This window comes from Phocaeicola plebeius DSM 17135 (genome assembly GCF_000187895.1).
GTDB classification, from domain to species: Bacteria; Bacteroidota; Bacteroidia; order Bacteroidales; family Bacteroidaceae; genus Phocaeicola; species Phocaeicola plebeius.
The window spans coordinates 17,565-30,193 of record NZ_DS990123.1 but is presented as its reverse complement, the minus strand read 5'-3'; the positions used below and the strand labels follow the sequence as shown (position 1 = coordinate 30,193).

General features: G+C 47.1%; 11 protein-coding genes. 6 read left to right on the top strand and 5 right to left on the bottom strand.

Features of this window, described 5'->3' with window-relative positions; translation table 11 throughout:
- Positions 1 to 68: 68 nt before the first annotated feature.
- The gene (locus BACPLE_RS05585) at positions 69 to 1,079 is read right to left on the bottom strand and encodes an aspartate-semialdehyde dehydrogenase (protein WP_007559717.1); all 1,011 of its coding nucleotides are present in this window, start codon (positions 1,077 to 1,079) and stop codon (positions 69 to 71) included.
- Positions 1,080 to 1,277: 198 nt separating this feature from the next.
- Between BACPLE_RS05585 and BACPLE_RS05580 the strand changes: the two genes are divergently transcribed.
- The 3 genes from BACPLE_RS05580 to BACPLE_RS05570 are packed head-to-tail and all read left to right on the top strand — an operon-like array spanning position 1,278 to position 4,801.
- Positions 1,278 to 3,422, top strand: coding sequence for a cation:proton antiporter (locus BACPLE_RS05580; RefSeq protein ID WP_007559716.1), 2,145 nt, complete (start codon positions 1,278 to 1,280; stop codon positions 3,420 to 3,422).
- A complete protein-coding gene (locus BACPLE_RS05575) occupies positions 3,419 to 4,144 on the top strand; it encodes a tRNA threonylcarbamoyladenosine dehydratase (protein ID WP_007559715.1) in 726 nt (241 codons plus the stop codon). Before BACPLE_RS05580 ends, BACPLE_RS05575 begins: the two co-directional genes overlap by 4 nt.
- A 6-nt stretch (positions 4,145 to 4,150) precedes the next feature.
- The gene (locus tag BACPLE_RS05570; RefSeq protein ID WP_007559709.1) at positions 4,151 to 4,801 is read left to right on the top strand and encodes an ABC transporter ATP-binding protein; all 651 of its coding nucleotides are present in this window, start codon (positions 4,151 to 4,153) and stop codon (positions 4,799 to 4,801) included.
- 69 nt (positions 4,802 to 4,870) lie between these two features.
- Here the strand turns inward: BACPLE_RS05570 and BACPLE_RS05565 are convergent, their stop codons facing one another.
- Complete coding sequence (locus BACPLE_RS05565) at positions 4,871 to 5,692, bottom strand: endonuclease/exonuclease/phosphatase family protein (RefSeq protein WP_223805024.1); 822 nt, start codon at positions 5,690 to 5,692, stop codon at positions 4,871 to 4,873.
- Positions 5,693 to 5,906: 214 nt separating this feature from the next.
- On the opposite strand from BACPLE_RS05565, the gene BACPLE_RS05560 reads away from it, so the two are divergent.
- Entirely contained in the window at positions 5,907 to 6,743 is an 837-nt protein-coding gene (locus tag BACPLE_RS05560) for a CvfB family protein (protein WP_007559705.1), read from the top strand.
- A gap of 67 nt (positions 6,744 to 6,810) precedes the next feature.
- Here the strand turns inward: BACPLE_RS05560 and BACPLE_RS05555 are convergent, their stop codons facing one another.
- The 3 genes from BACPLE_RS05555 to BACPLE_RS05545 all read right to left on the bottom strand — a co-directional run bounded on the left by BACPLE_RS05555 (position 6,811) and on the right by BACPLE_RS05545 (position 9,654).
- A complete protein-coding gene (locus tag BACPLE_RS05555) occupies positions 6,811 to 7,674 on the bottom strand; it encodes a hypothetical protein (protein WP_040312488.1) in 864 nt (287 codons plus the stop codon).
- A gap of 142 nt (positions 7,675 to 7,816) precedes the next feature.
- Positions 7,817 to 8,815, bottom strand: coding sequence for a DUF4435 domain-containing protein (locus BACPLE_RS05550; protein WP_007559702.1), 999 nt, complete (start codon positions 8,813 to 8,815; stop codon positions 7,817 to 7,819).
- A gap of 14 nt (positions 8,816 to 8,829) precedes the next feature.
- Complete coding sequence (locus BACPLE_RS05545; RefSeq protein ID WP_007559701.1) at positions 8,830 to 9,654, bottom strand: AAA family ATPase; 825 nt, start codon at positions 9,652 to 9,654, stop codon at positions 8,830 to 8,832.
- Between the two features lie 118 nt (positions 9,655 to 9,772).
- Between BACPLE_RS05545 and BACPLE_RS05540 the strand changes: the two genes are divergently transcribed.
- Together BACPLE_RS05540 and BACPLE_RS05535 are read left to right on the top strand one after the other, a co-directional pair.
- Complete coding sequence (locus BACPLE_RS05540) at positions 9,773 to 10,702, top strand: DMT family transporter (RefSeq protein ID WP_007559700.1); 930 nt, start codon at positions 9,773 to 9,775, stop codon at positions 10,700 to 10,702.
- On the top strand, positions 10,695 to 12,587 hold the full coding sequence (locus BACPLE_RS05535) for an AAA domain-containing protein (protein ID WP_007559699.1): 1,893 nt from the start codon (positions 10,695 to 10,697) through the stop codon (positions 12,585 to 12,587). Before BACPLE_RS05540 ends, BACPLE_RS05535 begins: the two co-directional genes overlap by 8 nt.
- The last annotated feature ends 42 nt before the right edge of the window (positions 12,588 to 12,629 follow it).

Here is a 12,629-nt window from a genome sequence, read left to right as displayed (position 1 = left end):
AAAAGGCATTGCCTGTGAGTTTCAAACCTCAGGCAATGCCTTTCTTTATATCAATACCGATAAACTATTTATCCGATATTCTTCACTTTAATCAGGTATTCAGCAATCTGAACGGCATTCAGAGCGGCACCTTTCTTAATCTGGTCGCCTACAATCCAGAAAGTCAGACCGTTTTCGTTAGCCAGGTCTTTACGGATACGACCTACATATACAGGGTCTTTTCCAGCCAGGAACAACGGCATCGGATATTCTTTCTTTTCAGGGTTGTCCATCAGTACCAGACCTTCGCCGTTGGCAAATGCTTCGCGGGCTTCTTCTACAGATACCGGACGTTCTGTTTCAATCCAGATGCTTTCTGAGTGTGAACGAAGTGCAGGAACACGTACGCAAGTTGCACTAACCTGTACATCTGAGTGCATGATTTTACGTGTTTCATTGTACATCTTCATTTCTTCTTTGGTATAACCGTTGTCTGTGAACACGTCAATCTGAGGAATCAGGTTGAATGCCAGCTGATAAGCGAATTTCTCTACAGTGACAGGCTCTCCGGCCAATACCTGACGGTACTGTTCGTAAAGCTCGTCCATGGCAGCCGCACCGGCACCACTGGCAGCCTGGTAAGTAGATACGTGTACACGTTTGATATGAGTCAGGTTTTCGATAGCTTTCAGGGCTACAACCATCTGGATAGTCGTACAGTTAGGGTTGGCAATAATGCCACGTGGACGGTTCAGCGCGTCTTCTGCGTTGACTTCAGGCACTACCAGAGGAATATCGTTTTCCATACGGAAAGCGCTGGAGTTGTCAATCATCACTGCACCGTATTTAGTGATGGTTTCTGCAAACTCCTTGGAAGTTCCCGCACCGGCTGACGTAAAGGCGATGTCTACTCCTTTGAAATCATCGTTGTGCTGCAGAAGTTTTACTTCGATTTCTTTTCCGCGAAAAGTGTATTTTCGTCCGGCACTTCTTGAAGATCCGAACAACAGCAGTTCATCTACCGGGAAGTTTCTTTCATCGAGCACACGCAGGAACTCCTGTCCTACGGCTCCGCTTGCACCAACAATTGCTACTTTCATTTCTTATGTTTCTTGTTTAAGTTAATAAATTCCGTGATTGTATTGCTTTCTGTATTTTAGTTAGATACTTTTGTCTTCTCCTTGTATCCTTTGAACCGCAAAATTAAAACATTTTGGAATACCAAAGGGGAAATACGGAACTTTTTTCGTATTTTTGTCCATAAATTTAAACCGAATAAACCGAACAGCTCATTATCTATGGAAGAATTGTTAGATTTTTTTCATCTCAATATAGATTTTCCCATCACTGATCCCACCTGGATTTTTTTCCTTGTGTTGGTCATCATCCTGTTTGCTCCGATTGTATTGGAACGTCTGCGTATTCCGCATATCATCGGAATGATTCTGGCAGGTATCGTCATCGGGGAACATGGATTCAATATTCTGGCGCGCGACAGCAGTTTTGAGCTTTTCGGTAAGGTAGGACTGTATTATATCATGTTCCTGGCCGGATTGGAAATGAACATGGAGGATTTCAAGAGTATCCGTGTGAAGGCTACGGTGTTAGGCTTGCTGGCCTTTATCTTCCCGCTGGGTATCGGTGTGTGGACTAACCTGAACTTGCTGGGATACGGACTGATTACTTCTGTGCTGCTGGCCAGTATGTATGCTTCGCACACTTTGATAGCTTATCCGATTGTGATTCGTTACGGTATCAACCGGCAGCGGGCTGTCAGCATTGCGGTGGGAGGTACGGCGGTGACGGATACACTGACCTTGTTGGTTTTGGCCGTCATTGCAGGTATGTACAAGGGCGATACCTCGGATATGTTTTGGGTGTGGCTGGTGCTGAAAGTCGTAGTGCTGAGCGTGGTGATTATGCTGACGTTCCCTCGCATCGGGCGCTGGTTCTTCCGTCGTTACAGTGACCAGGTGGTACAGTATATCTTTGTGATGGCCATGGTCTTCTTGGGGGCCGGATTGATGGAGCTGATTGGTATGGAAGGAATCTTAGGCGCCTTCCTGGCCGGGCTGGTGCTGAACCGTCTGATTCCGCATGTTTCTCCGTTGATGAGTCACCTGGAGTTTGTGGGAAATGCGTTGTTTATTCCTTATTTCCTTATCGGGGTGGGAATGCTGATAAACGTGAATGTGCTGTTCGGCCATATCGATTCCATTAAGGTGGCTGGTGTCATGATTGTGGTGGCACTGTTAGGCAAATGGATTGCATCGTGGCTGACACAGAAAATATATCGCATGAAGGCGGTAGAACGGGAACTGATGTTCGGACTGAGTAATGCGCAGGCTGCGGCTACCCTGGCGGCGGTACTGGTGGGTTACAACATTATTCTGCCCAGTGGAGAGCGCTTGTTGAACGAAGATGTACTGAATGGTACCATTCTGCTGATTTTGGTGACGTGTGTGGTCAGCTCGTTTATTACAGAACATGCGGCCAAACGAATTGCGATGGATGATGCAGAGCTGGATGAAGAAAAAGAACAGCAAAAAGAACGTATCCTGATTCCTGTGGCCAATCCGGACACACTGGATAAACTGATGCAGCTGGCGCTGGTGGTACGTGATGAAAAGCGGACGGACAATCTGGTGGCACTGAATGTGATTAATGACAACAATGATTCTGTGCGGTTGGAGATGCGGGGAAAGAGAAGCCTGGAAAGGGCGGCTCAGATTGCTGCGTCGGCCAATGTCTTTCTGAAAACAGTGTCGCGTTTCGACTTGAATATTGCTACGGGTATTTTACATACAGCTAAGGAAACTGAGGCGACTACGATTGTCATTGGTTTGCACAACAAGGCCAATATCGTGGATTCGTTCTTCGGTAATCTGACGGAAGATTTGCTGAAGAATACTTATCAGCAGGTGATGATTGCCCGCTTCCTGATGCCGGTCAATACGTTGCGGCGCATTATCGTGGCGGTACCTCCTAAATCGGAATTTGAGCACGGCTTTGTGAAATGGATTACGCACTTGTGCCGCATGAGCAGTCAGCTGGGATGCCGTCTGCATTTCTTTGCTCATCCCCAGACTTTGGGGTATATCAAAGGATATATCCAGAAGAAGCACAAGGATGTGATGACGGAATACCAGGAACTGGATAACTGGGACGACTTGCTGATTATTACAGGACAGGTGAATTACGATCATCTGCTGGTTATTGTCAGTTCACGAAGAGGGTCTATTTCGTACGACTCTTCTTTTGAACGCTTGCCCATGCAGGTATCCAGATATTTTAATAACAACAGTATCATGTTGTTGTATCCTGACCAGAAGGGTGACCCGAATGAAACACTGAGTTTTGCCGATCCACGTGGATGGGCCGAAACGCAGTATTATGACAAGGTGGGCAACTGGTTTTATAAATGGTTTAAGAAAGATTCATGAGCGAAGAAAATAAGAAAGAATGGCAGCAGCGCACGGAATTGCTGTTAGGCGAAGAGAAGATGGAGCGTCTGCGTAAGGCGCATGTGCTGGTGGTAGGCCTGGGAGGAGTAGGTGCGTATGCGGCTGAAATGATTTGTCGTGCCGGAGTGGGACGGATGACGATTGTAGATGCCGATACGGTACAGCCGAGTAACATCAACCGTCAGTTGCCGGCCACTCATTCCGTTATCGGACGTCCAAAGGCAGAGGTACTGGCTGAACGTTTCCGGGATATCAATCCGGAACTGGAGCTGACTGTGCTGCCGGTTTACCTGAAAGATGAGGCTATACCTGAACTGCTGGACAGTGCGGCGTTTGATTTTGTGGTAGATGCCATTGATACGGTAGCTCCTAAGTGCTATCTGATATATCATGCCTTGCAACGCGGATTGAAGATTGTCAGCAGCATGGGAGCCGGAGCCAAACGGGATATCACGCAGATTCGTTTTGCGGATTTGTGGGATACGTATCACTGTGGGTTGAGCAAGGCGGTGCGTAAGCGTTTGCAGAAAATGGGTATGAAGCGGAAGCTGCCGGTGGTATTCAGCACGGAGCAGGCCGATGCAAATGCCGTGATATTGGTAGATGATGAGCAGAACAAGAAGTCTACCGCAGGAACCGTCAGCTATATGCCGGCCGTATTCGGATGCTATCTGGCGGAGTATGTAATTCGTAAATTGTAAAGTCGTATGATTCAGTTGGAAGGGATAACCAAGAGCTTTGGTGCGCTTCAGGTGTTGAAGGGGATTGACCTTGAAATCGGAAAAGGTGAAGTGGTCAGTATTGTGGGACCCAGTGGGGCGGGAAAGACTACCTTGCTGCAAATTATGGGTACACTCGACAAGCCGGACGGAGGACGAATTATATTGAACGGCACGGAGGTGAACCGTCTGAAAGAAAAAGAGCTTTCTGCCTTCCGGAACCGGGAAATCGGTTTTGTTTTTCAGTTTCACCAGCTGTTGCCTGAGTTTACGGCAGTAGAGAATGTCATGATGCCGTCTTTGATTCAAGGTAAGTCGGCGGGAACTGCCCGCAAGGAAGCATTGGATTTGCTGGATTTCCTGGGATTGTCGGAACGGGCCACGCATAAGCCGGCAGAGCTTTCGGGTGGCGAAAAGCAGCGTGTGGCTGTAGCCCGTGCCTTGATGAATCATCCTTCGGTAATCTTGGCGGACGAGCCTTCCGGAAGTCTGGATACGCAGAACAAGGGAGAATTGCATCGGTTGTTCTTTGAACTGCGTGACAAGTTAGGGCAGACTTTTATCATCGTAACGCACGATGAGGAGCTGGCCACTCAGACCGACCGTACCATTCATCTGGTGGACGGACGCATTGTATAAGATAAAAAAATCCCGTCCCGGTATGTATACCGGCGGACGGGATAAATTTTTCCTCGATTTATTAGCTTTTTAGAAAGAAAGGTGTACGATTTCCGGATTGTGGTCGGAAAGGAATTTCTTTGCTTCCCGGTTCTCTTCAGGAATGTAGCTGCGCTGTACCTCTATTTGAGGAGTGACAAATATGAAGTCAATTTTCTCACATGAATCGGCAGGAATGCGTCCGAAGTCATGGAAGGTATAGCTGGCACCTTCTTGCTGGAGAGCTGTCTTATGCGCATCCTTCAGTACGAAACTGTTGCCGGTGATGGTCTGGTAGGCTTCCGACTGGTCGGAAACATTGAAGTCTCCGGTAACTACAGCAGGCTGGTCGCCTACGATTTCTTTTATTTTCTCAATAATCAGCAAAGCGCCTTTTTTACGGGCTTCTGTTCCCACATGGTCAAAGTGCGTATTGATGGCCATAAAGATTTTTCCGTTGGTTTTGTCTTTCAGCTTGGCCCAGGTGGCAATACGGGTGCAGGCACCGTCCCATCCGATGAAGCCTACACTGTCGGGGTATTGTGACAGCCAGAAGGTATTGTTGTCCAATAATTCAAAACGGTCTTTTTTATAGAACAGAGGGGCATATTCGCCTTGTGTCTTTCCGTCTTCTCGTCCCACGCCGACTTCGGCATATTCTGGTAGACGGGCTTTCAGGTCTTCAAGCTGGTGGTGCAGGACTTCCTGCATACCTACAATGTCCAGATTTTGTGCCTTGATGAAATTGGCTACGGTGTCCTTTCTGTATGTCCAGCTGTTCAGACTGTCGTAGGGATTGTCGTAGCGGATGTTGAAGGTGCTCCATGTGATTTCACTGGTTGGTTGGGGAGAGTGGCATGAAGCGATGGTCATGCACAAAGAGAGCCCCAGAAAACTTCCTAAAATAGTGTAGAGTTTCATAGATATAAAGTTTAATGATATATGTTTTTCCTATAAAACAAGTCACGGCGGTTTACCACTTACTTTGCGGCGTAAAAATAAAAATATTTTTAGTTTTTCTTTATAGGGAAGGCAGTGTGAGTATATGAGTTTTTTATGCTATCTTTGGCGGAAATAAAGAGTTGTTATGAGTCATATAAAATTAGGAAAATATAATCAGCTGGAAGTAGTGAAGGAAGTGGATTTCGGGGTGTACCTCAATGGAGATGAGGACGGTGAAATCTTGCTTCCGAAACGTTATGTGCCCGAAGGTACCAAGCCGGGAGACATTCTGAATGTATTTATTTACCTCGATATGGAGGAGCGTCTGGTCGCTACTACACTGCAGCCTTATGTACAGGTGGGTGAATTTGCCTGTCTGCAGGTGGCATGGGTCAATCAGTTCGGTGCCTTTCTTGACTGGGGACTGATGAAAGACTTGTTCGTGCCTTTCCGTGAGCAGAAGATGAAGATGCAGAAAGGAAAGCGCTATGTGGTGCATGTGCATCTGGATGAAGAAAGCTATCGTATTGTGGCTTCTGCCAAGGTGGAGCATTATCTTTCTACGGAGAAACCGGAGTACCAGCCGGGACAGGAGGTGAATGTCATGGTATGGCAGCGTACGGATTTAGGCTACAAGGTGATTGTAGAAAATCAGTTTAGCGGTATGCTGTTCCATAACGAGGTGTTCCAGCCTTTGGAAGCGGGAATGCACCTGAGTGCTTTCGTGAAGCAGGTACGTCCGGATGGCAAGATTGACTTGGAATTGCAGAAGGCCGGTGCCCGGAAGGTAGATGATTTTTCCGAGGTATTGCTTCAGTACATCAAGGATAATGACGGCTTTACTCCGCTGAATGATAAGACCGATGCGGAGGTGATTTACCAGACCTTCGGTGTAAGTAAGAAGACTTTCAAGAAAGCGGTCGGCGATTTATATAAGAAAAGACTGGTGATGCTGGAAGAAGGGGGTATCCGCTTAGTCTGAGAATCTTTTGATATAAAAGGAAGTGCTGAATCTGGAAAAGATAATTCCTGATTCAGCACTTTTTTATTTATAATCGTTTGGAGAGAGATTTACGCTCTTTTTCTTTTATGTTGCTTTTTTCCCGGATTTGTTTCGGACGCATTTTGTCGGGACTTACCTCCGGGCGTCGGGTTGGCCTTTCCTGGGGCTTGAAGCCTGGGTTCTTGTGAGGATTGTGAGGTGGGCGTGCCTGCGGTTTGTGTTCCGAATGCTGAGGCGGGCGGTAATTGGGTCTACCCACAGAGACAGGTTTCCGGTCCGGACGGGGGGCAGGTTTCCAGTTGGGCTTCTGCGGAGGACGATTGCCCGGACGTGGTCCGGCAAAGTCGTGCGGTCGCATCTGCGGACTGACTCGGCACGGACGGCTGTACACCGGATGGTGGTAGCGTGCAGGATAATTACGCCGGTAGTAGCTTACGCCTCCGAAATGTGCTCGGCAATGTCCGCCTCTGTAGGTCAGGTAATGGCGGGGAGGTCCGAAGTAGAAATGGGTTCTGTTCGGATAAATTTTATACACACGCAGATAGCATACGTTATTGATGGCATAAATGGGGCGGAAGAAATATTCGATATCGATGAAGCGTACGTATTCTGCTTGTGAAAGTACCCATCGCAGGTCGTCGTTTCGTTCGTCCAGGTAACGGTAATATGCATCCATCGCACGAGTGTCGGCAACGGCAATGCCAGAAACGTATGGACCTATATTGCAGAGAAAGTCGTAATTGATTTCGTACAGGTCGTTGTACTGGTTACTGTTGAGGTGCAGTTCAAAGGCCATTCGGTCGGTCAGGAAACGGGCATTGATACGGAAGTCGCCCAGACCGGATGCGTAGCCCCGGATTGTGCTCAGGCAAAGGGCCAGCAGGCAAAGAATAAATGTTCTTGTTCTCATAAGCATTGTCTTTTCCGGCTGAGAGTATGATTTCTCCAGCTTTGTTGATAGCACAAAGTTAGCGGAAGAAAATTCTCCGGTCAAGATGAAAATGCCCATTCTTTTGTAGGGGATTTCCTATAATTGGATAGGGAAATACCGGCTAATGGATGATTTTGAGAAATTTCTCGATGTCTCTCCGTATCATCTGGTAGAGAGGAGAGTTCTTGTAGAAACTGTTTCGGTGGATAACGACTTCCACCCCTACCTGACTTCGCTGATAGCTGGTCAGCTCGTTGTGAAGCTGCATGTCGTGGAGGGCCAGGTCATGGATTTGCTGTTCTCTTTCCCGGCGGAGTACGGTGCATACGGGAATGAGCAGTCGCAACACTACATTGTCCATAATGTGATGGCCTTGAATAAACATATAGGTATTGTCTGGATGGACTCCCAAGCGGTCGAATTCTTTTTTCATGCTTTCAATCTCTTCCAGCGCTTCCGGATGATGGCGTTCCAGGTCATGCAGTTTGCGGTTGACTTTTTTGGCCATGGTTTCCAGACTTCGTTCCGGATGATGAGTGCTAACCTGATCAAGCTTTACATAGGAACAGAAGTCCAACAGTGAGAATTCAGACAGAATATGTTTCCGGTAAAACCAGACAGACCATACAAATAGCGGATAGGCTATCTGAGAATAAAGTTTCATGAATTCCGGAAAATTAATCAGCTTATGGTCGTTCAGCGTAGCCATGACGCAGATTTCATGCAATCCTTCGGCATAGCAATGGTAGTTCTCAATGGCGTATGCATAGGTTTGCATCACGTAGGGATTTTCGATGATGTATCGGGAGGTGTTGGTACGTCCTTGCAACAGGTAGTCATAATCGCTGTCCACGCAGGCAATCATATTCTCGCCTAATTGCTTCCCGAGCTGGTTCATCAGTACGGTTTTCTTACCTTTAGCCAATGAAGTCTGAGAGGGGAGCATGACTTCGAAATAGCGGGTGTTGTCTTCGTATTCCGCAAGTATGGATCTCCAGAAAGAAATATCATCATAGCTTTCTACGTAGGCCACGATTTTTCTTCTTGCACGCTTGGGCTTAAGGCTGTTAGCCGCTCCAATGTACAGGGAAGAAAGGTTTTCAGTCAGTCTTTTTCCCATACGGCTACATGTTTTTAAAGGGTTGTAATGTCACTCACTTCGGTAACGGCGTCCATCCATCCGTTCATGATAAGTGCCGGTGAATGGGTGGTCAGTATAATTTGCACATTCGGATTCAGGCTTCGGATGAGCGAGATAAGCCGTTGCTGCCATTCTACATGAAGTGAGATTTCGGGTTCGTCCATAAAGAGGGTACATGGTTGGTTGTCCTGCACCAGTACGGTGAGCAGGATGACCAGCATCTGCTTTTCACCGGAAGAAAGCTGATAAGGGGTTAATATGTCGCCGTCTTGTTCAAACTGTATTTCATTGCTCTGGCGGAGAATCTTTTTCCCCGTTTCACTGAACAGGTCGTCTACCAGGTTCTGGAAATGGGTTTTAGGCAGAGAGATTTCGGCTGCCTTGGATTGATTTTCGGGCTTGCCGCTGGTCAAAAGCTCGATAATCCGGTTGCCGATGTTTACTTGATAATCCAGATAGCGTCGCTGCAGGAGATAAAGCTGCCAGTCGAGTTCAGTCTTGACATTCTGGTTACCGATTTTTTCCAATAATCCGGAACTGAGCAGCGGACGGTCAAAACTTCTTATCACATCGAAGTGGATATAGGTGGCATCTTCCGGATAGAAAGTGAAAGACACTCCCAGATGTATGCCGTTACTCAGGGCTCCTCCTTCCAGGTCACTCAGCCGGCGGACAGAGTTGTTCAGAATCGTACTTTTTCCGATGCCGTTTACTCCACTCAGGATGTTTACATCCGGGCGTAAATCCCAGGCAATGTTTTTCCGGCCCCATAAGCCCTTTATCTCAATGCGCTTGATATATTCAGCTTGCTTTTTCATGGACTGTATTTTTTAACGCGTCAAACAAAAATAGAAAATTCCCGGGAATAAATCAACGCCCGACCGGCCCTTTTTTCAAAAACCTCGTAACTTTGCAGAAATTTAAAGAGACTAAATCATGAAAGGTTCTGTAAAAGCTCATATTTCATTGTTATTGGCTGCAAGCATGTGGGGATTGATGTCGCCGGTAGGCAAGGCAGCCATGGAAGCGGGTATTACCGGACTCACACTGGCGAATATGCGTATGATAGGAGCGGCCGTGTGTTTTTGGACTACCTCTTTCTTCGTAAAGCAGGAGAAGGTCAATCCGCATGATTTGCTGATGCTGTTCTTTGCTTCCTTGTTAGGGATTGTCTGCAATCAGGGATGTTTTACTTTCGGCTTGTCACTGACCTCTCCGGTCGATGCGTCTATCATGACTACTACCATGCCGATTGTAACCATGATTTTAGCGGCTCTATTCCTGAAAGAACCCGTTACTCCGAAAAAGGTGATTGGGATATTTCTTGGGTCCATCGGTGCCCTGACCTTGATTCTGAGCAACCGGGGAGGAGATACGGAAGGTGGCAGCGTATGGGGGGATGCACTCTGTATGGCAGCTCAGATTAGTTTTGCCTGTTATCTGACCATTTTTAAGAAGTTGATTGCGCGTTATCACGTGATTACGTTGATGAAGTGGATGTTTACTTATGCGGCGATATGCTTTATACCTTTCTCTTATCATGATTTTTCAGTGATGGATTGGGCAGCTTTCCCGGTAGAAGTTTGGTTGGAAGTCGGTTATGTTATACTCTTTGGTACGTATGTGGCTTATATTTTGATGCTGGTCGGTCAGAAGTCCTTGCGGCCTACAGTAGTCAGTATGTATAACTACATGCAGCCGGTTGTGGGAAGTTGTGTGGCTGTACTTGCTGGTATGGCAACTTTCGGTTGGGTGAAGATTGTAGCGGCGCTGTTGATTTTTACAGGTGTCTATGTGGTGACGCAGAGTAAATCGCGTGCCCAAATGCTGGCAGAAAGCAAATCAAATGTAGAAGGAAATGAATAAGGAAGGTACTCAAATAAAATCGCCTGTTTTATACTTGCAGCATCACTATGAATTGCTGAAATTAGAGTATGAATACGAAAAGGAGCAGTTCCAGCAGCAGACGGAGCTGATGGGAATTGGCCGGAAAATCAAACGGGGCATGTGCTGGTATCCGTTATCGCTGGGACGGAGCTATTACAATGCCTTGAATCAGTTGGTCATTGAAGTAGAGCGAAAAGAAGACAAGGAGATAGAGCATCTGTTTGAATATGGGAAACCGGTTTGTTTCTTTACGCAGGACATGTCGGGGAAACTGACTTACCTGAATTTCGTAGCTACGGTGAATTACGTGGAGGAAGACCGCATGGTAGTCATCTTGCCGGATGCCAATGCACTGCTTACGCTGCAGAGCAAAGAAGTGGTCGGGGTACAACTCTATTTTGATGAAACCAGCTATCGCCTGATGTTCGAGGCACTGAAACAGGTCATTTCTGCCAAGAACAACCGACTGGCTGAGTTAAGGGATATTTTTCATGGTACGCAACCCGTATCTACTTTCTCTTTTCAACCGGTACGTTTCCCCTGGTTGAACGCCACACAGGATGAAGCGGTGAATAAAGTCTTGCATGCCAAGGATGTGGCCATTGTACACGGTCCTCCGGGAACAGGTAAGACCACTACGCTGGTGGAGGCTATTTATGAAACACTTCATCGTGAAAATCAGGTACTTGTATGTGCACAGAGTAACATGGCTGTCGACTGGATTAGTGAAAAACTGGTAGACCGTGGTGTCAGCGTGCTCCGTATCGGGAATCCCAGTCGGGTAAACGATAAGATGTTGTCGTTTACGTACGAACGTCGTTTTGAGTCACATCCCGACTATCCTCAGCTATGGAGTATCCGTAAGGCGATTCGTGAACTATATACCCGTAGCCGGAAAGGAAATGACCGGGAAAGTATCCGGCAAAAAATCAATTCATTGAAAGACCGAGCTACGGAATTGGAAATCCGTATCAATGAATCCTTGTTCAGTGAAGCAAGAGTGATTGCCTGCACGCTGGTGGGTAGTGCCAACCGCTTGCTCACCGGACAGAAGTTTGGAACGGTATTTATTGACGAGGCGGCTCAGGCATTGGAAGCGGCATGTTGGATTCCGCTTCGTAAAGCCGACCGGGTGATTTGGGCTGGCGACCATTGTCAGTTGCCGCCTACGGTGAAGAATCCGGAAGCCTTGCGTGCGGGGTTAGGACATACATTAATGCAGGCCATTGTGAAGAACAAGCCGGAGGTGGTATCCTTGCTGAAGGTACAGTATCGTATGAACGATGAGATTATGCGTTTCTCGTCCGACTGGTTTTATGGAGGGATGTTACAGTCGGCTCCTGAAGTGAAATACCGTAGCATCCTGGATTTTGATACGCCGATAGAATGGGTAAATACGGAAGGCATGGACTGCAACGAGGAGTTTGTAGGTGAAAACTACGGACGAATCAATAAGCCGGAGGCTGAATTGTCTATTGGTCAGTTAAAGGAGTACATCACGAAAATCGGTCGGGAACGCTTTTTAGAAGAACGGATTGATGTAGGACTGATTTCTCCTTATAAGGCTCAGGTGCAGTATTTGCGTCAGCTGGTAAGGAAAGATGCGTTTTTCAAGCCTTATCGCTCCTTGATTACCATCAATACGGTGGACGGCTTTCAGGGGCAGGAGCGTGACGTGATTCTTATCAGTCTGGTACGTGCCAATGAAGACGGTCAGATTGGCTTCCTCAATGACTTGCGCCGTATGAACGTAGCCATCACCCGTGCCCGTATGAAACTGATTATTCTGGGCGATGCTTCCACATTGACCAAGCATGCGTTTTATAAGAAACTTTACGAGTATGTAGGTAGTCTGCAGGAGTGAATTCAGAAGCTGGGATAAAGATATTCATAAAATTTGCTTATC